Genomic DNA, 20,794 nt, shown 5'->3' on the forward strand with positions numbered 1-20,794 from the left:
AATCACAGAGATTCCTACTAATTGACATTTATAACTAATCATGTCAATTAATCGAGCATGAGGGATGGTCACAAATTTTTGATTGTTGACTTTTCCTAAGTTCACTTCTTGTTTCCAACCGTCATTTTTCCCAATTACTAAAGTTGTTATCTCTTGGTCAACTAAGAGATTGACTAAATAACGACTAGCTCGGTGAAGATAATTATCTATCTTCTGATTACGACAGCGAGTTAAACAGCGAATCCTCTGGGAACTTTGACGATTGCCTTTTAACAGAGATTGTAACTTAGCCCGACGTTGGTTATAAAATTGATTCAGGCTTTTTAACGGTCTGCCATTAATCAACAAAGGGATAAAGTCCGGTTGATTTGAAGTTACAGCCATCAAATTATCTATGCCTAAATCTATCGCAGCTATCTTTTCATTAGGAGCTAATAACTGTTCGGTTTTCTCATAAATTACCTCGATTACATAACAATCACATTTAGGAACTATTCTGACTTCTGCTATGCGCTCTGCTACTCTCGTCGGCAAGGCAATTGAAGTACCTGATAGTTTGACTAATCCTTGCCTAAGACCTACTTTGCTTATAGCTTGAATCGTGTAAACTAAGAGATTTCTTCCTTTTTTTTGCTCCTTATAGCCAGGAATTTTGGGTTTTCCTAGAAATTTATCGGGGTGACTTTTAAACTCCGATGAAGCGGCAAAAAATGATTGCCAGTTTTTGTCTAATCCTCTTAAAACTTGTTGGGAAACTTTAGCGGGTAAAGCTTGATACTGTTCTGTCTTTGACCTCAGAGAGGCCATCTGATTATAGGTCAAATAGCCATGACCATAAATGAAGTTTTGTCGGGTTAAATAATTGGCTGAGTTGTAGAGATTTTTAGACTGCCAAGATAAATTATCTATCTCAGCCCAAAATCTATGTCCTTTCTTGATAATGTGTCTTTCGGCTACTAACATTATTATCCGTTGTCTTTTAACTCAGCTATAATCTTTTCTGTCTTTCTTTTCGACCTTCTTAATCCGTAAATTCGAGAACAAAAAGAGGTAATAATGGCTATTAAATCTGACATCAACTCATCTTGGTTATCCTCACTTTCATTGACAATTTCCAGTTTTTTATCTAGTTCTTTTAACAAGATTTCTAGATAATTAGTCCCGAATCTGGCTAGACGGTCTTTGTGTTCAACAATTAAAACATTATAATTGGGGTCAACTAGAATTTTGGCTAATTGTTGGCGATTATCGTTTAATCCACTGCCTACTTCTTTGACAACTTTGTAGATTTTGTAGCCTCTGGCAACAGCATAATCTTTTAATCGGTCAGCTTGTCTATCTAGATTGTCTTTATTTTCGGCACTGGAAACTCTTGCATAAATGCAAGCTATCAAGTCGGGTTTTGAATGGTTGTCATCCGTTATGATAATTGTACCAGAAGGCAATTGATAACCTGTTAAATTCCCTTGTTTCCACCATCTCCAAGCCGTTCGATAACTTATTCCTGCTTTTTTTGCATAGTCCGATAGTTTCATGTCTATATATTACCATGCCTGACTATATCTGACCATATTTGTATTAAAACTTTACAATACCAAAACCACGATGCCAGAATCTCATCAGTAGGTGGATTGCCCGCTATGAAGGCAACAGAATTTCTTCCCCACCCGATTTCTGGCTTCCGACCTTGCTCTGTTAGCCTTGGGTTTAGTGGGTGTTGGTTTGAGAAAAAGAGTTTAACCTTTAGATAGTAGATGATAGGTTTGCCTATGGGATAATACCATGAAACTAATCTACTCACTTAAAGCAACCAACAGGGAGAAATCTAGATATTAGGTAAAGTTACGTCAATGGTCGTTGGAGCAATAAGGGTGGCAGCGAAATTCAAGGAACTGTAGCCCGTCCCTAGCAGATTTGACATTTTCTCAATCGGGACACAAGGGATAAAAACTTAGTAAGGGCCATAATTACCCCTTGCCAAGGGGAATTTTTTGACTGGAAAACCAATGTTCGCCGTTGGGGCAGCCAAGATCCCTTCAATGGAACCTGTGGCCAGAAAAATTGGAAAAACAGCCCTGGGGTTTCTCGCGAGTGCTATAAAGGAAATAGTCATTTTGATCGCCTACTCGTCCTAACTATGCCACGCACTCAACGTAACGATAATTTTATTGATAAATCCTTTACCGTCATGGCGGATATCATTTTAAAGATACTCCCCGCCGATAAAAAAGCCAAGGAAGCCTTTGTTTATTATCGCGATGGGATGTCTGCCCAAGCTGACGGTGAATACGCCGAAGCCCTCGATAATTACTATGAAGCTTTAACATTAGAAGAGGATCCTAATGATCGCAGTTATATCCTCTACAATATCGGCATTATCCACGCTAGTAACGGGGAGCATCAAAAGGCCTTAGAATACTACGAAGAAGCTATCCAACTTAATCCCAGAATGCCCTCCGCCTTGAATAATATCGCTGTTATTTACCATTTTCAAGGGGAAAAAGCCAGAGAAGACGGACAACAGGCCGAAGCAGAAGCACTCTACGACAAGGCGGCAGAATACTGGAAACAAGCCATCCGATTAGCCCCCAATAACTACATTGAAGCCCAAAACTGGCTGAAAATTACCGGGCGATCGGAAATTGATGTTTTCTTCTAAATTGAGGAGTCGGTCGTCGGTCGTTAGGAGACGGGAGACGGGAGACGGGAGATTATTTTTATTTATTCTCCCCACACCCCATACCCCACACCCTACACCCCACACCCCACACCCTACACCCTACACCCTACACCCCATTTCTCCCATGATCGATCGAGCTACAGTTGAAAAAATCGCCCATTTAGCCCGTTTAGAGATTACCAACGCTGAAGAAGAACAATTTGCGGGGCAATTAAGCGGGATACTGGATTATTTCGAGCAGTTAAGCGAATTAGACACGGAAAATGTGCCACCCACCACGCGAGCGATCGAAATTCAAAATATCACTCGCGCTGATAGTAATAGACTTTATCGCGATCACGAGGTCTTAGTGCAGGAATCGCCGGTCCCGGAAGGAGATTATTTCCGGGTTCCCCGTATTCTCAACAGCGACGAAGAGTGAATCAGTGAGCAGTTGATCACTGACTTAGATGCCATCTAGGGTTTTTGCTGCTATCTTGGACTAAGATCAGACCTAGCAATGGAGACATAATATAATGATCGCAGCCCAAGATGTGGCACCATTTCAGCTTATTTCGAGCGTAGAATCGGCGGCAACAGAATTTAGGCCCTGGGGTTCCTTCACCACCCTAGAAGAGGGGCCCGGTTATAAAATCAAGCGGATTGAAGTGAATCCGGGTCATCGTCTCAGTTTACAGATGCACTACCATCGCAGTGAACATTGGATTGTCGTTTCGGGGACGGCAAAAGTCACCTGTGGAGATAACGAGGAAATTCTCGGTGCTAATCAGTCCACCTATGTGCCGCAGTGTACCGCTCACCGTCTGGAAAACCCCGGGGTAATCAAATTGGTATTAATTGAAGTGCAGAATGGGGAATATTTAGGAGAGGATGATATAGTGCGTTTTCAGGATGATTATGCTCGTCACCAGAGCTAAGACTGCTTTTAGGGGGACAGAAAGGCAAGAAACTATATTTTCGCTCCAAAAACCTTTTTAGTTTAGTCTGTCTGACTGTCTTCCCTGCTGTCAAGGCTTGTCAATTTCTAGAAAAATTTTCTTTTCGGGCCAGGTAGCGGTTTTCCTCATGGGCAGAAAAATAAACTTCCCCTAGACCCTGTGTGGGAAGCTTGAGGAAAGCTGGGCTAGGGGAAATAATTTATTCCTTTGCTGGATTAACTTTAGCATATAACTCTCATTTGTCAGGACTATAACAGCCGGATGTCAATTCTGTGACAAGTGCGAGTTTTCAGTTTACTGATTGCTGGTGACTGATTACTGGTTACTGTCGTCCACCTATTTTCTGAGAATTCTAGAGGTACTTGTAAAGATTTGTTACAAAGAGACGCGGAAAAATCTGAGGACAGGGAGACAAGAAAGGATTATCGACGGGGATCAAGGATTTTAGTAGGAAACTGGATTGGGGATCAAGGGAAACCGATTGTAAAGTTTTCGATACCTCTTGGCGATTTTTGTAATAGTTCGATACATATAACATAGATGATCGGCGATGATTGTAAATTTATATTGCGAATAGCTCATTTTCTTCGGTGTTTTTCCTATACTGGTTTTCATCAACTTTGAGCCGACGTGCAGAAAAGTTAGACCACCAAGTTTGTAAGAGGTCAGGAAGATGCAATTAACCGCAAGAAATAACTGGGGCCACGTTTCTTTAGCAATGCTAAAAAGCTTTCTTCTCTGGAGTTTCGTCCTCACTGTCTGTTTATTAGTAGTGGGATTTCCTTTAGTAGTATTAATGATGACAGTGGGGGCATTGTCTGCGATTATCTTACAGTCAGTTTTACCGGTTAGTTCCGTGCTTTTAGTGGCAGGAATGATTATTGGTATTAACATTTTGGCTATCCTAATTAGTGCCGCTTTGTTAGCAGCAAAAGGTGTTCATCCCCATGAAGTTAGCTGGCTGCACTGGTTACACGGTGAGGTAAAAACCTCTCATCAAGCTGTTTATGCTTCTTGTCCCCTAACTTGCGGGATGATTCATTAAATCTGATTCTCTTACAGCGGAATTGCTTACCTTTTTTCTATTTAGATTTATTTAAGTTTTCAACTGCCTTATCGGTTGATTATACACACTCCAAGCTAGTGCAACCCGGTGAAACCGGGTTTTTTCATTGTTATTGAGCTAAAGCAGTTATCTGAATGGTGAGGTACGAAGTTTTCGTTTTGGGGGGTAGGTCTTCAATCAAATTAGGTTAAACTTCATCTATTATCAGAAAAGCTGTGACTGAATATTAGGAAGATAGGGAGATGAGAGCTTTTTTGCTGTGATCGGTAAACAGTAATCAGTTAACTGAAAACTCACATCTGATCACTGATAACTAACCGGTATAATGGGGGAGAAAACCGGAAAAAATCGATGTCTAGCCTTCCAGAAACCGATAATCCCAGTTACAAGGCCATCTTAGCGGCATTAAACCATTTAATCAGCGTTGTTGCCCGTTTACGAGACCCAGAAAGCGGCTGTCCTTGGGATTTAGCGCAAACCCCGGAAACCCTAATTCCCTACGTTATCGAGGAAGCTTATGAGGTGGTAGCGGCGATTAAAAGCGGTGATAAAACTGCCATTGCCGAGGAATTAGGCGATTTACTGCTACAGGTGGTTTTACAAGCTCAAATTGCCAGTGATGAGGGTAATTTTAGCCTAGAAGAAGTGGCTAGGGGCATCACTGATAAATTAATTCGTCGTCATCCCCACGTTTTTGGGGAGCTATCCCTAGAAAATCCCGAACAGGTGCGTCAAAATTGGGAGAAAATCAAAGCTGAGGAAAAAAATGACCCGACTATTAGCGGCAAATTAACCCGTTATGCCCAAACTTTACCACCCTTGATCGGGGCGATGAAAATTTCTCGGCAAGCAGCGCGAGTCGGTTTTGATTGGGAAAATATCGCGGGAGTCTGGGAAAAATTTGGCGAAGAGTTAGCAGAATGGCAAGAGTCCCTAGAATCGGACGATAAAGAGCATCAACAGGCAGAATTAGGCGATTTACTCTTTACTATTGTCAATCTTGCTCGCTGGTATGATTTAGACCCCAGTATCGCTTTACAAGAGACTAATCTGCGTTTTATTCAACGTTTTTCCCTAGTGGAATCCGTGGCAGAAAAGCCTCTCCATGACTATACACTAGAGGAATTAACAGTTTTCTGGCAGCAAGCGAAAGCTAAGTTAAACCAACCATCATCTGGGCAATAATGCAAGAGCAAGAAATTAATAAGGACAAATCCAAGAGTTTTTGGGCTTCTATTCGAGAAAATCTGCAAATTATCACTATAGCTTTAGTTTTAGCCCTACTGATTCGCACTTTTGTGGCTGAACCTCGTTTTATCCCCTCTGATTCTATGTTACCCACTTTAGAACAGGGCGATCGCTTAGTGGTGGAAAAACTTTCCTACGATTTCCATCCTCCTCGACGGGGGGATATCGTCGTCTTTGAACCGCCGGCACAATTACAATTACAGGGATATCAAAAGGACCAAGCTTTTATTAAAAGAGTGATTGCCACCCCAGGGGATGTGATTGCTGTCAAGGAGGGCAAAATTTATCTGAATAATCAACCCTTGGCAGAGGATTATATTCTAGAATCCCCTCAATATAATTTAATGCCTTTGCTCGTGCCAGAAAATAACTTATTTGTCATGGGAGATAATCGCAATAATAGCAATGACTCCCATATCTGGGGGTTTTTACCGGAAAATAACGTGATTGGTAGGGCGGTTTTTCGCTTTTTTCCTTTTAATCGTTTGGGGATTTTAGGGGGGGAATAGCTAACAGGAATTTTTAGTCCTGAGGATGTTGAACAATTAAGACGGAACAGGGGGCATGATGGAGAACATAATTACTCACACTACCTAAGAATAACTCTCCTAGACCCGATCGCCCACGCCGACCGATAACAATTAAATCAATATTTTCCTCTCGCGCCACTTTACAGATAGTTTTGGCGGCATGACCATAAATTTGCCGGTATTCTCCCTTTACACCCATTTCTCCCGCTTGATTAGCTCTTTTTTGCAACATTGCCAACCCTTTCTGCTCAAATTCTTCCCATTGTTGCCGCCAAAAATCAAGAGTCAGATCATTACCCTGGGCGGGGTAAATATCGGCTAAATTGGGTGGAATCGGTAAAGGGCTATAATCTTCTTCAGGGGAAAGGACGTGCAGTAGTAGAAGGTTAGCTTCGTACTTACTGGCTAAGGATACAGCCTCCTTAAAGACACTCTCCCCCATCTCCGACAAATCTACTGCTATCAAGATTTTTTGATACATTTTTCAGCCTCTGCAACCATGCCTTATTTAACGGAATCCGACGCTATTAGGAATGCGATCGATCACTTTTCTCATTTTCCCATTCTTTGGTTAGATAAGGAAGTGGCCGATTACGATAGCAAGACTCCCCGTTTGTCTCTGATTCAAATTCTGGCTGATTCCACGGATTTAACGGGGGAGCGGGTGACAATTTTGGATGTTCTCGAACGACTGGACCTGATCGATTATTTTATCACTAAAATCATGCTGGTTGACCAGATAGAAAAGGTTTTGCACAATGCTACTTATGATTGTAAATTTTTGGGCGGTAAGGGCCAAGTTAAAAAAATTACCTGTACCCTAGAGTTAGCTAAAAAGGTTCCCTACTATATTGCTCCTTTACCCAATTATCAACTGAAAACGCTGGCTGAATTAGGTTATACTTGATATTTATGAGAAAGGCTGTAATAGCTAGAAAAAATTGCTTGCGGGGATAATCTAAATGACTGTAAAGATCGCTTATCTGGGGCCAGTGGGAACCTATTCAGAAACAGCCGCTTTAGCCTATGCTAACAGTTTACCACCCCAGCCTCATCAATTAATACCCTATCCTAGCATTGCCCTGGCCCTGCGATCGGTTGTCCAAAATCAGGCCGATTTAGCAGTGGTTCCGGTGGAAAATTCCACCGAAGGAAGTGTGGTAATGACTCTTGATGCTTTATGGCAATTACCCAGGTTACAGATTCAACAAGAATTAGTTTTACCGATTTCCCATGCACTTCTATCTCCTCAACAATCGCTAACAGAAATTAAAACCGTTTATTCCCATCCCCAAGCTTTAGCTCAATGTCAAAAATGGCTAGAAAATAATTTACCTAACGTGCCGATTATTCCCACCAATTCTACCACGGAAGCGATTCAAATTCTCGATCGAGAGGCTAATTCGGCCGCGATTGCTTCTCCCCGGGCTGCCAAACTCTATCATGTACCAATATTAATACAACCAATTAATGATTATCCCGATAATTGTACCCGTTTTTGGGTAATGGCTTTAACTTCCCATCCTCAAGGAGAGCGAATGTCCCTCGCTTTTCAAGTTTTAGATCAACCCGGTGCTTTAGTCAAACCTTTAGAAGTTTTTGCCAAACGTCAGCTTAATTTATCTCGGATTGAATCGCGACCAACTAAACGATCTTTAGGGGAATACATATTTTTTATTGATCTAGAAATTAATCTGGATCAACAGCATTTAATCGCAGAAACTTTAGAAGAATTAACAAATTATACCGATGCGATCAAGGTTTTTGGTGCTTATCAGGTGGTTAATTTGCCTGTAGAAAGTTTAGAGGAATTATAAACTAAATTCCTCATAAATTACAGTAGTTAAATAGAGATATTTTAGCTTTTAAGAGAGGGAAGAATCGGCAAAGATGAGTTTCCCTCTGGGTTAAAGTCAAGCTTTTTTTCCCCAACTAGAGGAAGAATAATTTCCACAGTTGTTCCTAAACCTTGACCTTGACTAGAGATAGTAATATCTCCCCCCATTATTTTCATAAAATTCTTAGAAATAGCTAATCCTAAACCCGTACCGCTAAATTTTCTAGTTGTGGAACCATCAATCATCACAAAAGGACGGAATAATTTTAATTGCTGCTGGGGGTCGATACCGATTCCTGTATCGATTATAGTGATAATAGCCTGTGGATATTCTAAGTGAGTTATCAGAGAAATAGTTCCCGTCTCGGTAAATTTAATTGAGTTAGAAATAACATTCAAAATTACCTGTTTTAATTTAGTGGGATCAGCATAGACTATCGGATTTTCTGGACAGAAAAGCAAATTTAATTTTAAGTGCTTACCCTGCAGCGATGCTGTTTGTAAATTAATAACTTCATTGATAATTTGGTGTAAATCTACTGGTTCAGGATTAACGGAAAGTTTGCCTGCTTCTATTTTAGCAATACTGAGAATATCATCAATAATTTCCAAAAGATGTACGGCTGCCTTATCCGCTTGTTGCAAATATTCTTTTTCCTCCTCTTCACTGTTACAAAATCCATCCATAACGCAACGAATTGAGCCAATAATACCATTGAGAGGGGTGCGTAATTCGTGGGAAGTATTCGCCAAAAATTGGTTTTTTAATTGATTAGCATTTTCCGCTTCTTGCCAACTCTTAACTATTTCCTCTCCCCAAAGACGTAAACGTTCGAGCATTTCCTCTAGGGACGAGGCTAACTGATTAATTTCTCTAATATTAAAATTTTGTGGTCTAATCTTTTGGGAAGGAATTTTCTGAATATTTAAGGCATAATCTCGCAGTTTTTCTAAAGGTCTAGCTAAATCCCTAGCAATAAGTACAATAGCTACTAAATAAGCTAATAATAAACCAGAAATTAGATAAAAAATTGCCTCCCAAATTTGTTGTAGAGGAGCCAGAGCTTGGGAGAGAGAACTAATGGCTAAAACTACCCATTTTTGGGATGATTCTCCCGTAACTGGACTGGGGAGGGAACTGTAACCAGCGACTAATTCTTTGCCATATTTCTCGAAAGAAAATAAATGGAGAAATCTCCGTCGACCTCTAACAGCATTATCGATGATCAGATTGAGACGTTCCGCATCAGCTTCTTGACTGATATGGCTACCAATGCGATGAAAATAGGGATGAGCGAGAATAATGCCATTTTCAGAAATAACCACGGGATAACCTGACAAAGAACCGCGTAAAACCTTCTCAGCGTAAAGTAGAGAAGTTTGTAAAATCAGACCAGATTGTAATTGTCCTTGATTGTCGTAGATGGGAACGGCAAAGACTAATTCTAATTGACGATTGTTATCGGGAGATTTAATTAGAAATTTTCTAGGTAAACTTTTAACTAAAATATTCTCGATATTACCAGCAAAGCTATTCCGTTTTTCTGCCCATCTTTCCAGAGGCAAAATTTTGAGGGTTTCTGGTTCACAGGCTCGATTTAATAAAGGTTTCTTGGTCTTAATATCAATTAATTCCACACAGTTAATCTGATTAGGAAGCATCGCTGTTAATTGTTGTAAAAAAGCTTCTTTTTCGGCTAAGGTTCCCTGTTTTAAAACCAGACTTTCCCCCGCAGTGATCAGATTGGCCCGCAAAAGTTGAATTGATTGCTCAATATTGTCTGCTTTTCTGATGGCACTTTCGGTGAGATTTTGACGGGCCGTTTCCAAAAAAGCCGATCGCGCCTTACGATAGGTAACATAAACCCCCATTAGTAGTACAGGAACACTAACCAGGAGTAAGCGAGAGAGCAGAATACGACGAAAGGAGGATTGACCGATAGACATGGGCGGAAATTGGTTTGATTCTTGCTATCAAACTCCAGACTATACTAGCCTATTCACCAATCGGACCTGGTGATATCCCTCATCATTTACTATGAATCATCCTCACACCACCGTTATTTTAGCCATGAGTGCCGATGGTAAAATTGCCGACGCCTACCAGTCAGCGGCCAGATTTGCCTCTGCTACCGATAAAATGCGTCTAGAACAACATTTATCCCGCATGGATGCCGCTTTATTCGGTGCTAACACCCTGCGCGCTTATCACACCAGTCTTCCTATCCGTCATGGCGATTTTCTCGCTTATCGTCAACAACGGGGATTATCCCCGCAGCCGATACAGATCGTTTGTTCTCATTCGGGACTGCTTGATCCCCAGATGAAATTTTTTCAGCAGCCTTTTCCTCGCTGGTTAATCACGGCAGCCGAAAAAGTGGCAGCCTGGGAAAATCGGGGTTTATTTGAGCTTGTCTTAGTCTGCGGTGATTGGAAGGCTATTTTTAGTCAATTTACCGCCCTAGGTATCAAAAAACTGGCGATTCTGGGAGGAGGTGAATTAATTGCCTCTCTTTTAGCTGAAGATTTAATCGATGAAATCTATCTAACCATTTGTCCTTTGCTGTTAGGAGGCAATAAAGCGGCAACTCCCCTGGGAGGAACTGGATTTCTGGCAGAATCTGCCAGAAAATTACGACTTTTGAGCGTGGAAACCGTGGAAGCCGAAATTTTCCTACATTATTCCCTTGAACGAGATTGCCACAAATCTCAAAACTAGATTACCTTAAATAAAAAGGTTGACTTATCTTGTCCCATGGTAGAACAGCTTAAACCTCAATATTCTGTCGTTTGGATTGATAAAATGAGTGAGATTCCCCAACAAAAATGGGATGCTCTCGCTCAACCCCTAACTACTCCCTTTATCGAGTGGCAATGGTTACATAATATCGAAACTTCCGGCAGCGCCACGGGACGCACTGGGTGGCAACCTGCTCATCTCACAGTTTGGCGCGGTACTGAGTTAATTGCCGCCGCTCCTTTGTATATTAAAAGTCATAGTTACGGTGAATTTGTCTTTGACCACCAATGGGCAGATCTTTCCCATCGTTTGGGGATTAGGTACTATCCGAAACTGTTAGGAATGACCCCTTTTACTCCGGCGGTAGGTTATCGTTTTTTAATTGCTCCGGGGGAAAATGAACTGGAAATTACTGCTTTAATGATAGCGGCTATTGATCATTTTTGTGATCAAAATAATCTGTCGGGTTGTCATTTTCTTTTTGTGGATCCCCAATGGCGAATTTTAATGGAAAATTTGGGCTTTACTCCCTGGTTACACCATAGTTATATCTGGAATAACAAGGGTTTTCAAAGTTTTGAAGATTATCTGACGGTTTTTAATGCTAATCAACGCCGCAATATTAAACGGGAACGGAAAGCGGTGACTAATGCGGGGTTAATTATTAAAACTCTGGCTGCCGAAGAAATTCCCCATCATTTATTCCCGTTAATTTATCGGTTTTATAGCAGTACCTGTGATAAATTTTACTGGGGAAGTAAATATCTGACACAGAAATTTTTTGAACAATTATATCCGAATTATCGTCAGCGAGTGGTTTTGATTACTGCCTACCAAAATGAAAAGGATACTAAACCCGTGGGTTTATCTTTTTGTATTCGCAAAGATACTAATCTTTATGGTCGTTACTGGGGCAGTTTTCAAGAGTATGACTGTTTACATTTTGAAGCTTGTTACTATCAACCGATCGATTGGGCAATTAGTCAAGGTATTACCATGTTTGACCCAGGTGCGGGAGGACAACATAAAAAAAGACGGGGTTTTCCTGCCACTGCTAATCATAGTTTACACCGTTTTTATCATGGCAAAATGACTCAAATTCTCCGCAATTATATCCAAGAAATTAATCAAATGGAACAGGAAGAAATTGATGCAATCAATCAAGATTTACCCTTTTCTAAGAGAGAAATTGAGTTGAACGAGTAATTTAGATAGGGTTTGTCCCTATTAGTGCAATCAACTATGAATACGAGGTTCCGGGTGCAGATTGGCTAAAATTTCACTTTCGATCGCCGCTAGGGTTTCTAAACGTTGCTCGATCACTGTACGTTCAAAATAATCCGCTGCTAATAGCCAATAAATACCATAATGACGCGCTTCGGAAGCCATTAAACCGCGATAAAATTTGCCTAAATCGGGATCAGGACAATATTCTCCCAATAAACCTAATCTTTCGTGGGAACGCGCCTCAATTAAAGCTGATATTAACAGAGAATCCAAAAGGCGATCGGGTTCTTGGTGACGAATCTGGGCCTTCAATTTAGCACCATAGGGGGGAGAATTTAAGGGAGCGAGGGGAATTCCCCATTTATCTAACCATTGATTGACCTGTTCAAAATGTTCTAATTCCTCTTGTGCGATCGCTGTTAATTTCCGCACGAGGGAAGCGTAGGAAGGATAACGAAACATGAGATTTAAGGCCACTCCTGCCGCTTTTCGCTCACAATGGGAATGATCGAGCAGAATAATCCCTAAATTATTAATTGCCTGTTCTATCCAATCCTCAGAGGTGGCACTGACTAATAAATTAATCTTTCCCATCGTCGCTGATTCCAATTTGCTGCATCTTTCACCCTAACCCAAAAAGTCGAACAACACCAGTCAAAAACTAAGGACACGGCTTCTGTGATAGCCTAGATGATTGGTGAAGCATAAACACGGCCAATCAATCAGATGGATTTTTTACTTGAAGTCGGTACAGAAGAACTACCCGCAGATTTTGTCGATAGCGCGATCGCACAATTGCAGGAAAGAGTTAGCAAGAGTTTAGAGACGGAATCTCTGGACGCGACTGCTATTCAAGTTTACGGAACTCCGCGCCGTTTGGCCGTGTTAATCACAGGATTACCGAGGGAGCAAGAAGCTCGCAGCGAGGAGATCAAAGGACCGCCAGTTAGTGCAGCCTACAAAAATGGCCAAATTACCCCCGCTGGTGAGGGTTTTGCTCGAAAACAGGGAGTTAGCACCGCTGCTTTCTCCATTCGTGCCACAGACAAAGGAGAATTTGTCTATATTGAAAAAACGATTCCAGGTCGTCCAACAGCCGAGATTTTAACTGAATTAATTCCCCAATGGATTACTCGTTTGGAAGGAAGACGTTTTATGCGTTGGGGAGATGGAGATTTAAGATTTCCCCGGCCAATTCGTTGGTTATTAACTTTAGTGGATGGGGAAGTTTTACCCCTAGAATTAATTAATGGCTCTACCACTTTAACCAGCGATCGATTAACTTTTGGTCATCGCATTCTACACCCGCAATCCTTAGCTATTAGTCATCCCCAAGCATATTTAACCAGTTTGCGATCAATTTTTGTGGAAGCGGATCCGCAAGTGCGTCAACAGATAATTACCGATCAGATTACCACCCTGGCCAAAACACTGGAGGGAGTGGCAGAAATTCCCGCAGATTTATTAGCAGAAGTGACTAACTTAGTCGAATATCCCACGGCAATTGTCGGCAAATTTGACGATGAATTTCTGGAATTACCCCCAGAAGTAATTATTACCGTGATGGTGACACATCAGCGTTATTTCCCGGTGAAAACTCCCCAGGGTTTGTCACCCTATTTTATTACTATTTCTAATGGCGATCCCCAAAAATCTGAGATTATTTCCGCGGGAAATGAAAGGGTTATCCGCGCACGGTTAGCCGATGCCAGATTTTTCTATACTGCCGATTGTGATGAACCCTTAGATAGTTTTCTTCCTCAACTGGAAACCGTCACTTTCCAAGAAGAATTGGGAACCATGCGCGATAAAGTCGATCGGATTATGGAAATTGCCCAGATGATCGTCGAACAGTTAAATCTCGATGAACAAAGTCGCAGTGATATAGAGTCCACTGCCATGCTTTGTAAAGCGGATTTAGTTACCCAAATGGTTTACGAATTCCCCGAATTACAGGGAGTAATGGCCGAAAAATATGCTTTAATTAGTGGTGAATCGGCTGTAGTTGCCCGGGGCATTTTTGAACATTATCTGCCTCGCAATTCTGGGGATATACTCCCGGAAACAATCACCGGTCAAGTGGTGGGAATTGCCGATCGATTAGATACTTTAGTCGGTATTTTTGGACTGGGAATGCTGCCCACTGGTTCCTCAGATCCCTTCGCTCTCCGTCGGGCTGCCAATGCAATAATTAGTATTATCTGGTCAGCCGATTTTAATATCAATCTTTTGGCATTAATTGAGCAAATAGCTCAGGATTTTGTCACCAGTCATCCCGATAAACCCAACCCAGTCAATCTGATTAAAGATTTCTTTTTACAACGTCTGCAAACTCTCTTAATTGATGATTTGAGGATAGATTATGATCTCGTTAATGCAGTTTTAGGGGAAAACGATCCAGAGTATAAGTCTCGCGCTTTAGAAAATTTATTAGATACCCGTGAACGCGCCCGCTTTTTATGCCAAATTCGTCAGGATGGTCAGTTAGCCAACATCTATGAAACTGTCAATCGCTCGACCCGTTTAGCACAAAAAGGAGATTTAGATACAACTACCCTAGAAGCCAAGGCAATCATCAATACGGAGTTATTTGAACAATCCTCCGAACCAGCATTTTATGACGCTTTAATTGCCCTAATTCCCGAAACTATCAGCGCAAGAGAGCAAAGAGATTATCAGCGTCTCGTCACTGCTTTAACAGCAATTTCTCCCCTGGTGGCTGACTTTTTTGATGGCGAAAATAGTGTGTTAGTCATGGCAGAAAAAGAATCTGTCCGTCGCAATCGTTTAAATTTGTTGGGTTTACTGCGAAATCACGCCCGAGTCCTAGCAGATTTTGGCGCAATTGTCAAGGGATAATTCAGTTATCCAGCAATTCTCATTTTAAGGTTTCATGACATAAAAAGCCTTATAACAAGAGGGTTGTACAATTCTTAACAATTTTAGTGATCGCTGAAACGGCGCAAAATCGTTCTGAATTTATTTTTGCTGTCAGTTATCAGTTATCAGTTATCAGATTTGAGTTTTCAGTTCACTGATTACTGTTCACTGAAAACACTTCCTAATTCATAATTCATAATTCATAATTCATAATTCCCCACTGATAACTGAAATGGCCGATTCTGAACTACAGCAACAAGTCCAAAGATTACATCGACTGACGGTATGGGGTCGTTGGTTATTTGTGTTGGGTTGTTGGTTAGTGATTGGTTCGGCGAGTTTATGGGTTTTACGCGATGATATAGCCTTAATGCGGCAATATTTTACTTGGACAGCCCTTAGATACGCTTTAGCTTTCAATTACTGGCCTTCTATCGGTCTAGCCTTTTGTCTTGCCATTACAGGAGCAGTGTTAGTCTGGCAAAGTCGCAACATTATTTTAGGACTTTCCCCCAGAGAAAAACTGCGCTTAGAGCAACGGGTGCAGAAAATTCAGGCCAAAGGGCCGGGTCATCCCCTCTGGCGCTGGATCTTAAAAAGCAGGGAAAAAGACTTACAATGATAAGGCTTTGCTGAAAGCTGACGGCTAGAACCCACACTAGATATAATTCTTTACGCAACAACTCTTGACTTTTGAATCCACTTATGACCGTGACTCCCCAAGCTCCTCCGAAAACTCGCCGCGTGGTTTTTCCCTTCACCGCTATTGTCGGCCAGGAAGAAATGAAATTATCCCTAATTCTCAACGTCATCGACCCCAAAATTGGCGGGGTGATGATTATGGGGGATCGAGGTACGGGAAAATCGACCACCATTAGGGCTTTAGCCGACCTTTTACCAGAAATTGAGGTAGTTGCTAACGATCCCTTTAATTCTGACCCCAATGATCCCGATTTAATGAGCGATGAGGTGCGGCAAAGGGTGGACGAGGCCATCCCCTTGACCATTGCCAAGAAAAAAGTCACTATGGTAGATTTGCCCCTCGGTGCGACGGAGGATCGGGTCTGTGGCACGATTGACATCGAAAAGGCCCTGTCAGAGGGGGTAAAAGCTTTTGAACCCGGTTTGCTGGCCAAAGCTAACCGCGGCATTCTCTATGTGGATGAAGTCAATTTACTTGACGATCACCTCGTCGATGTGCTATTAGATTCGGCCGCTAGTGGTTGGAATACGGTGGAACGGGAAGGAATTTCCATCCGTCACCCGGCCCGGTTTGTTTTGGTGGGATCGGGCAACCCAGAAGAGGGAGAATTGCGCCCACAACTGCTTGATCGCTTCGGAATGCACGCCGAGATTCACACCGTCAAAGAACCACCTCTACGGGTCAAAATCGTCGAACAGCGTGCGGAATTTGATGGCAATCCCCTCTCGTTTTTAGAGAAATATAACTTAGAACAGGAAGAACTGCAAAGAAAGCTCGTGGAGGCTCAGAATCTTTTGCCTTCCGTGGAGCTTGATTATGAGCTGCGGGTGAAAATTTCCGAGGTTTGTTCCGAGTTAGACGTGGATGGATTGCGCGGCGATATCGTTACCAATCGCGCCGCTAAAGCTCTGGCCGCTTTGGAAGGACGGACCACTGTGACGGTAGATGATATCCGTCGGGTAATTGTTCTCTGTTTACGTCACCGTTTGCGGAAAGATCCCTTAGAATCGATCGATTCTGGTTATAAAGTCTTGAAAGCTTTTAATCGCGTCTTTGGATTAGAGGAAAATTCCTAAATCTAATTCACCCTCTCTGCGAAGAGAGGGTTTTTGACTGGATTTAGAGATGAAGACCAAAAAGGGCTAGATGTGGCCGAATAAGCTAGAATTTTATCGACTGCTGTTATTCTCTGGGGGAATGTCCATGTGGGTTGAAAGTATAAAACTCGAAAACATTAAATGCTTCCAGAATCAAGAGATTAAATTTATTAGTAATCCCAATAATCAACGTCATTGGCGCGCTAAACCTTATCATTGGATCACTTTATTAGGAGAAAATGGAGTAGGAAAAAGCACGATTTTACAGGCTTTAGCTTTGCTGCTCGCAGGACCAGAAGCAGCCAAAGAATTATTACCCCGTCCGACCGGTTGGATATGTAATCCCAAGACACCGGGTAAATTAACCGCAGTGCTTCATCAGGAAGATGGGGATGCGGGAAAATTTGGTACGGATAAAACTCGAAAAACTTTTGCTTATTCCTATTTTGTTACAGGCAAGGAAAGGTTAGAGTTAGGAGGCAGTAAGGACAAACAAACCTATACAGAACCAGCATTAATCGAAGAAAATACTAAAATTTTAAGTTGGTTGCGAGCCAATGCTTTTGCCTCCGATAATCATGGTTGGTTTGCCGTCGGTTATGGAGCTTTCCGTCGTTTGACACGAGTGAGTCAAGTGATTATTCCTAGTCTTGAACCCCCGCAACGCTCTAGCAACTTTTTCAGCCAATTTAATGAGGATACATCTTTAAGTTCTTTTGAGAGATGGATGGTGCATTTAGATTATCGAATAGCCAAAAATCCCCAAGATATTCAAGCCAAACAAATGAAAAAAATCGGCGAAGAAGCAATTACTAAACTGTTACCCGGTAATGTAGAAATTGCTGAAGTAACTGCCGATGCCTTGATTCAGTTTCTAGTTAACGGTCAAAAAGTTCCAACCATTAGTTTATCCGATGGTTTTCGGAGTATGATTGCTTTAGCTGGGGATTTAATTTGGCGATTATTACAATCCTTCCCCAATCTAGATGACCCCACAAAGGCTTCTGGAGTCGTCTTAATCGATGAGTTAGATATTCATTTACATCCTTCTTGGCAAAGGGAAATTGCTGGATGGTTACAGGAAGTTTTTCCCAAGCTTCAATTCTTTGTCGCTACTCATAGTCCTTTAATCGCTGCCGGTGCGGGGGAAAAGTCTTTAACCCTACGAATCGATCTGGTAGCGGGTGAATTAGAGATTGTAGAAATTCCTTATAAAGAATTAGCGGCTAATGTTGATCGTACTTTAACAAGTGCTGCTTTTGGTTTGAAATCAACCTTTCCCACTGAGACAGAAAATAAAATTAAGCGTTACCACCAACTAAATCGTAAAAATAAAAATCTGGCAGCAGAAGAAAAGGAAGAATATGAACAACTGTCATTATTTGTTGGAGAAGTTAAACCCTTTGGCGAAATTAGTCAACCTAATAGTTTAGAATCCCGAATTGATGCCTTACTAGAGGAGCGTTTATCTTGATTCCTGTCACCAGAATATCAGAGCCACGCGTATTAGCTAAAAATGCCGCTCGTTGGCTAGAGGCTTTAGAATCAATAAAATCAAACAACAAGGCCACTAAAACTGACATTAACAAAGCACAAAATAAATACAGTCATCCGCAAGTTAAAGAAGCATTAGTTAAAATGTTTAATGGGAAATGCGCTTACTGTGAAAGTAAGATTATAGTGGTAACTTACGGAGCGATCAAACATTTTTATCCAAAAAGCCAGTATCCTGATCTGACTTTTACTTGGGAGAATTTACTGCTTTCTTGTGATAAATGTAATGATGCCAATCACAAAGGCACAAATTTTCCTCTCGATGATATCACGGGAAATCCTCTGTTAATAGACCCCACGGATGGAGTAACCGATCCGAATACACATCTTGAATTTGTTTGGGATGAAATGGCAAAATTGGCCAGTGTTTATGGTCGGGATCGACGTGGTCAAATTGTTGAAGATTTGTTCGATCTCAATGGTATGCGTGGACGAAAAGAATTAATTAACTATCGTAGTCAATATATTAAAAGATTGTTAGCATTATTACGTTTAGCAAAACAAGGAGACTCGGAGGCTTTATCTTTACTGCAAGAAGCTTGTCAACCGGGAGCGGAATATTATGCTTTTGCTAGTATTTATATCCTGCCTCATTTGCCTCCCTAAAATTAAGGGTAATTATTATCTACAGTCTGAAAAACAAAATTTCTCGCTTATTATTCTCACCTTACTTGATATTTATGTCTCGTCCTGTTGTTTATTTTGCCGTTACTAATCATGGTTTTGGCCATGCCGTCCGCAGTGCTTCGGTAGTAGCTAATATTATTGAACTTAATCCCGAAATTTTGCCGATATTAGTCACCACGGCCCCGCGCTGGTTATTAGATTCCTATATATCCGGAGAATATATTCAAAGACCCCGGGGGTTTGATGTGGGGGTAATCCAATCGGATAGTTTAACGATGGATAAATTAGCTACCAAAGAAAAATTAGAACAAATAATTGCTCAATCAAGGGCAATTATTGCCAGTGAAGTTAATTTTATTAAAACTAATCGTGTGGGTTTAGTTGTAGCCGATTTACCGCCTTTAGCGGCACTAATTGCCAAAAGCGCGGGGCTTCCTTGTTGGATGATTGGTAACTTTGGCTGGGATTTTATCTATCGTGATTGGGGTGAAGAATTTGCCAGTATTAGTGATTGGATCAGTCGTTGTTATAATCAATGTGATCGCTTATTTAAACTGCCTTTAGCAGAAGCGATGACAGCATTTCCTCACGTTACAGAAGCAAATTTAACCGGGGGTACACCCCGCTACAGTGAAGAACAATTGCGACAGGAATTTAAGCTAAATGCCCCCAAAGAAAAAACTATTTTATTGAGTTTTGGGGGTTTAGGATTAGAAGCAATTCCATATAATAATCTCGCCAGTTTTCCCGATTGGCAATTTATCACTTTTGAAAAAAACGCGCCCGAATTGCCCAATTTAGTCCGCTTACAGGATAAACTAGATCGGAGCTATCGTCCCGTGGATTTTATGCCCCTGTGCGATCGAATTATTTCCAAACCAGGATATAGTACCTTTGCCGAGGCTTTAAAATTAGAGGTGCCGATTGTTTCCCTAATGCGAGAAGGTTTCGCCGAATCAGCGATTTTATTGGCTGGAATCCAAGATTATAGTGATCATCAAATTATTAGCAGTGAAGAATTTTTTCAAGGTAATTGGGACTTTTTACGCCAAGCCCCCCAACCGCCACGATTAAAGGTTAAACTGCCTAAAGATGGTGCAGAATCGATAGCGAGAGCTATCGTAGAATACTTTGAGAGGTAATAGTAATGATTAACTTAGCCAATTTAACCTCTGATTATTAAGTAGGTAGGCATTAAAAATTATCAGACACCCCCCTTATCAAGGGGGGATTAAGGGTAGGGGCAGGGTAGCTCAGAGGCAAAATCCATCTTCAATTTAATTATAACTACTTAGGGTCTGCTGAAAAAGTTTTTCCTGGGGGTAGGAGTCAGGAGTCTCCGAGTCAGTAGCCGGTCGTTTCAGGCTTTGTTGCCCTTGTTTTTTGTACCAAGCGATGTACTACAAGAAGGATAGGGACTTCCAGAGAATAAAATACCCAACAAAAAAATAGAAAAGTGTTTTTTTGAAAAAGTAATTATTTTTGTCTAGGAAAACAAAGAGTCTCCCATTACAACTTATTTTTCCGAAAAAAAATAGCAGCATAAACTTTTATACTTCCGAGCTTTTTCGAGTATAACAAGGACAAGTTAAAGAATCAAATACAGTTTTTAGCTAACCATCTTAGTTAACTACAAACTAGGTCTTATCATAATAAATATCAATAAA

Annotated in this window: 21 protein-coding genes; 16 read left to right on the forward strand and 5 right to left on the reverse strand. The window is 41.3% G+C overall.

Going from position 1 to position 20,794, the window contains the following annotated elements; translation table 11 throughout:
* Both O9323_RS08570 and O9323_RS08575 read right to left on the reverse strand, forming a co-directional pair.
* On the reverse strand, positions 1–963 hold a 963-nt coding region (locus O9323_RS08570; protein WP_288124953.1), incomplete at its 3' end, for an RNA-guided endonuclease InsQ/TnpB family protein.
* 2 nt (positions 964–965) lie between these two features.
* On the reverse strand, positions 966–1,541 hold the full coding sequence (locus tag O9323_RS08575; RefSeq protein ID WP_373276078.1) for an IS607 family transposase: 576 nt from the start codon (positions 1,539–1,541) through the stop codon (positions 966–968).
* Positions 1,542–2,137: 596 nt separating this feature from the next.
* Between O9323_RS08575 and O9323_RS08580 the strand changes: the two genes are divergently transcribed.
* The 6 genes from O9323_RS08580 (at position 2,138) to lepB (ending at position 6,441) form a co-directional block, all read left to right on the forward strand.
* On the forward strand, positions 2,138–2,659 hold the full coding sequence (locus tag O9323_RS08580; protein ID WP_002738883.1) for a photosystem I assembly protein Ycf3: 522 nt from the start codon (positions 2,138–2,140) through the stop codon (positions 2,657–2,659).
* A 145-nt stretch (positions 2,660–2,804) separates the two neighbouring features.
* Positions 2,805–3,101: an Asp-tRNA(Asn)/Glu-tRNA(Gln) amidotransferase subunit GatC gene (gatC, locus tag O9323_RS08585; RefSeq protein WP_002738949.1), complete on the forward strand. Its 297-nt coding sequence runs from the start codon at positions 2,805–2,807 to the stop codon at positions 3,099–3,101.
* A 94-nt stretch (positions 3,102–3,195) separates the two neighbouring features.
* Positions 3,196–3,597 (forward strand): phosphomannose isomerase type II C-terminal cupin domain, encoded by a 402-nt coding sequence (locus O9323_RS08590; protein ID WP_002738428.1) that lies wholly within the window; start codon positions 3,196–3,198, stop codon positions 3,595–3,597.
* Positions 3,598–4,291: 694 nt separating this feature from the next.
* Positions 4,292–4,663, forward strand: a complete 372-nt coding sequence (locus O9323_RS08595) for a hypothetical protein (protein ID WP_002739421.1) — start codon at positions 4,292–4,294, stop codon at positions 4,661–4,663.
* A gap of 372 nt (positions 4,664–5,035) precedes the next feature.
* The gene (gene mazG / locus O9323_RS08600) at positions 5,036–5,869 is read left to right on the forward strand and encodes a nucleoside triphosphate pyrophosphohydrolase (RefSeq protein ID WP_002738913.1); all 834 of its coding nucleotides are present in this window, start codon (positions 5,036–5,038) and stop codon (positions 5,867–5,869) included.
* On the forward strand, positions 5,869–6,441 hold the full coding sequence (gene lepB / locus O9323_RS08605) for a signal peptidase I (protein WP_002754900.1): 573 nt from the start codon (positions 5,869–5,871) through the stop codon (positions 6,439–6,441). The genes mazG and lepB overlap by 1 nt, the downstream gene beginning before the upstream one ends.
* A gap of 13 nt (positions 6,442–6,454) precedes the next feature.
* Here the strand turns inward: lepB and O9323_RS08610 are convergent, their stop codons facing one another.
* A complete protein-coding gene (locus O9323_RS08610) occupies positions 6,455–6,943 on the reverse strand; it encodes a universal stress protein (RefSeq protein WP_002738803.1) in 489 nt (162 codons plus the stop codon).
* 18 nt (positions 6,944–6,961) lie between these two features.
* Between O9323_RS08610 and O9323_RS08615 the strand changes: the two genes are divergently transcribed.
* Together O9323_RS08615 and pheA are read left to right on the forward strand one after the other, a co-directional pair.
* On the forward strand, positions 6,962–7,369 hold the full coding sequence (locus tag O9323_RS08615) for a ribonuclease D (protein WP_288124954.1): 408 nt from the start codon (positions 6,962–6,964) through the stop codon (positions 7,367–7,369).
* A 55-nt stretch (positions 7,370–7,424) separates the two neighbouring features.
* A complete protein-coding gene (gene pheA / locus O9323_RS08620; RefSeq protein ID WP_288124955.1) occupies positions 7,425–8,279 on the forward strand; it encodes a prephenate dehydratase in 855 nt (284 codons plus the stop codon).
* Between the two features lie 41 nt (positions 8,280–8,320).
* On the opposite strand, the gene O9323_RS08625 is transcribed toward pheA, so the two are convergent.
* A complete protein-coding gene (locus O9323_RS08625) occupies positions 8,321–10,246 on the reverse strand; it encodes a sensor histidine kinase (RefSeq protein ID WP_288124957.1) in 1,926 nt (641 codons plus the stop codon).
* Positions 10,247–10,337: 91 nt separating this feature from the next.
* On the opposite strand from O9323_RS08625, the gene O9323_RS08630 reads away from it, so the two are divergent.
* Together O9323_RS08630 and O9323_RS08635 are read left to right on the forward strand one after the other, a co-directional pair.
* Complete coding sequence (locus O9323_RS08630; protein ID WP_002754893.1) at positions 10,338–11,018, forward strand: RibD family protein; 681 nt, start codon at positions 10,338–10,340, stop codon at positions 11,016–11,018.
* Between the two features lie 36 nt (positions 11,019–11,054).
* Positions 11,055–12,245 carry a GNAT family N-acetyltransferase gene (locus O9323_RS08635; RefSeq protein WP_024969871.1) on the forward strand — a complete coding sequence of 397 codons (1,191 nt, stop codon included), beginning with the start codon at positions 11,055–11,057 and terminating at the stop codon, positions 12,243–12,245.
* 30 nt (positions 12,246–12,275) lie between these two features.
* Here O9323_RS08635 and O9323_RS08640 read toward each other — a convergent pair whose 3' ends face one another.
* Positions 12,276–12,860, reverse strand: a complete 585-nt coding sequence (locus tag O9323_RS08640) for a MiaE family protein (RefSeq protein WP_002754890.1) — start codon at positions 12,858–12,860, stop codon at positions 12,276–12,278.
* Positions 12,861–12,992: 132 nt separating this feature from the next.
* On the opposite strand from O9323_RS08640, the gene glyS reads away from it, so the two are divergent.
* The 6 genes from glyS (at position 12,993) to O9323_RS08670 (ending at position 20,269) form a co-directional block, all read left to right on the forward strand.
* Positions 12,993–15,125: a glycine--tRNA ligase subunit beta gene (gene glyS / locus O9323_RS08645; protein ID WP_288124958.1), complete on the forward strand. Its 2,133-nt coding sequence runs from the start codon at positions 12,993–12,995 to the stop codon at positions 15,123–15,125.
* Between the two features lie 253 nt (positions 15,126–15,378).
* A complete protein-coding gene (locus O9323_RS08650) occupies positions 15,379–15,768 on the forward strand; it encodes a hypothetical protein (RefSeq protein WP_288124960.1) in 390 nt (129 codons plus the stop codon).
* 83 nt (positions 15,769–15,851) lie between these two features.
* Positions 15,852–16,925 (forward strand): magnesium chelatase ATPase subunit I, encoded by a 1,074-nt coding sequence (gene bchI / locus O9323_RS08655; protein WP_002754885.1) that lies wholly within the window; start codon positions 15,852–15,854, stop codon positions 16,923–16,925.
* Positions 16,926–16,995: 70 nt separating this feature from the next.
* Complete coding sequence (locus tag O9323_RS08660) at positions 16,996–18,420, forward strand: AAA family ATPase (RefSeq protein WP_288124961.1); 1,425 nt, start codon at positions 16,996–16,998, stop codon at positions 18,418–18,420.
* Positions 18,417–19,106: an HNH endonuclease gene (locus tag O9323_RS08665; RefSeq protein WP_288124962.1), complete on the forward strand. Its 690-nt coding sequence runs from the start codon at positions 18,417–18,419 to the stop codon at positions 19,104–19,106. The genes O9323_RS08660 and O9323_RS08665 overlap by 4 nt, the downstream gene beginning before the upstream one ends.
* A gap of 74 nt (positions 19,107–19,180) precedes the next feature.
* Positions 19,181–20,269: a glycosyltransferase family protein gene (locus tag O9323_RS08670; protein ID WP_288124963.1), complete on the forward strand. Its 1,089-nt coding sequence runs from the start codon at positions 19,181–19,183 to the stop codon at positions 20,267–20,269.
* Positions 20,270–20,794: the final 525 nt, after the last annotated feature.

This window comes from Microcystis sp. LE19-131.1A (assembly GCF_027532015.1).
Taxonomy (GTDB): Bacteria; Cyanobacteriota; Cyanobacteriia; order Cyanobacteriales; family Microcystaceae; genus Microcystis; species Microcystis ichthyoblabe_A.

Excerpts from the sequence above, each read along its gene's own strand:
- O9323_RS08635 (WP_024969871.1), top strand. The coding sequence starts at position 11,055 with ATGGTAGAACAGCTTAAACCTCAATATTCTGTCGTTTGGATTGATAAA.
- gatC (WP_002738949.1), top strand. The coding sequence starts at position 2,805 with ATGATCGATCGAGCTACAGTTGAAAAAATCGCCCATTTAGCCCGTTTA.
- O9323_RS08580 (WP_002738883.1), top strand. The coding sequence starts at position 2,138 with ATGCCACGCACTCAACGTAACGATAATTTTATTGATAAATCCTTTACC.
- glyS (WP_288124958.1), top strand. The coding sequence starts at position 12,993 with ATGGATTTTTTACTTGAAGTCGGTACAGAAGAACTACCCGCAGATTTT.
- pheA (WP_288124955.1), top strand. The coding sequence starts at position 7,425 with ATGACTGTAAAGATCGCTTATCTGGGGCCAGTGGGAACCTATTCAGAA.
- O9323_RS08670 (WP_288124963.1), top strand. The coding sequence starts at position 19,181 with ATGTCTCGTCCTGTTGTTTATTTTGCCGTTACTAATCATGGTTTTGGC.
- O9323_RS08650 (WP_288124960.1), top strand. The coding sequence starts at position 15,379 with ATGGCCGATTCTGAACTACAGCAACAAGTCCAAAGATTACATCGACTG.
- O9323_RS08610 (WP_002738803.1), bottom strand. The coding sequence starts at position 6,943 with ATGTATCAAAAAATCTTGATAGCAGTAGATTTGTCGGAGATGGGGGAG.
- bchI (WP_002754885.1), top strand. The coding sequence starts at position 15,852 with ATGACCGTGACTCCCCAAGCTCCTCCGAAAACTCGCCGCGTGGTTTTT.
- O9323_RS08630 (WP_002754893.1), top strand. The coding sequence starts at position 10,338 with ATGAATCATCCTCACACCACCGTTATTTTAGCCATGAGTGCCGATGGT.
- mazG (WP_002738913.1), top strand. The coding sequence starts at position 5,036 with ATGTCTAGCCTTCCAGAAACCGATAATCCCAGTTACAAGGCCATCTTA.
- O9323_RS08615 (WP_288124954.1), top strand. The coding sequence starts at position 6,962 with ATGCCTTATTTAACGGAATCCGACGCTATTAGGAATGCGATCGATCAC.
- O9323_RS08590 (WP_002738428.1), top strand. The coding sequence starts at position 3,196 with ATGATCGCAGCCCAAGATGTGGCACCATTTCAGCTTATTTCGAGCGTA.
- O9323_RS08625 (WP_288124957.1), bottom strand. The coding sequence starts at position 10,246 with ATGTCTATCGGTCAATCCTCCTTTCGTCGTATTCTGCTCTCTCGCTTA.
- O9323_RS08660 (WP_288124961.1), top strand. The coding sequence starts at position 16,996 with ATGTGGCCGAATAAGCTAGAATTTTATCGACTGCTGTTATTCTCTGGG.
- lepB (WP_002754900.1), top strand. The coding sequence starts at position 5,869 with ATGCAAGAGCAAGAAATTAATAAGGACAAATCCAAGAGTTTTTGGGCT.
- O9323_RS08640 (WP_002754890.1), bottom strand. The coding sequence starts at position 12,860 with ATGGGAAAGATTAATTTATTAGTCAGTGCCACCTCTGAGGATTGGATA.
- O9323_RS08595 (WP_002739421.1), top strand. The coding sequence starts at position 4,292 with ATGCAATTAACCGCAAGAAATAACTGGGGCCACGTTTCTTTAGCAATG.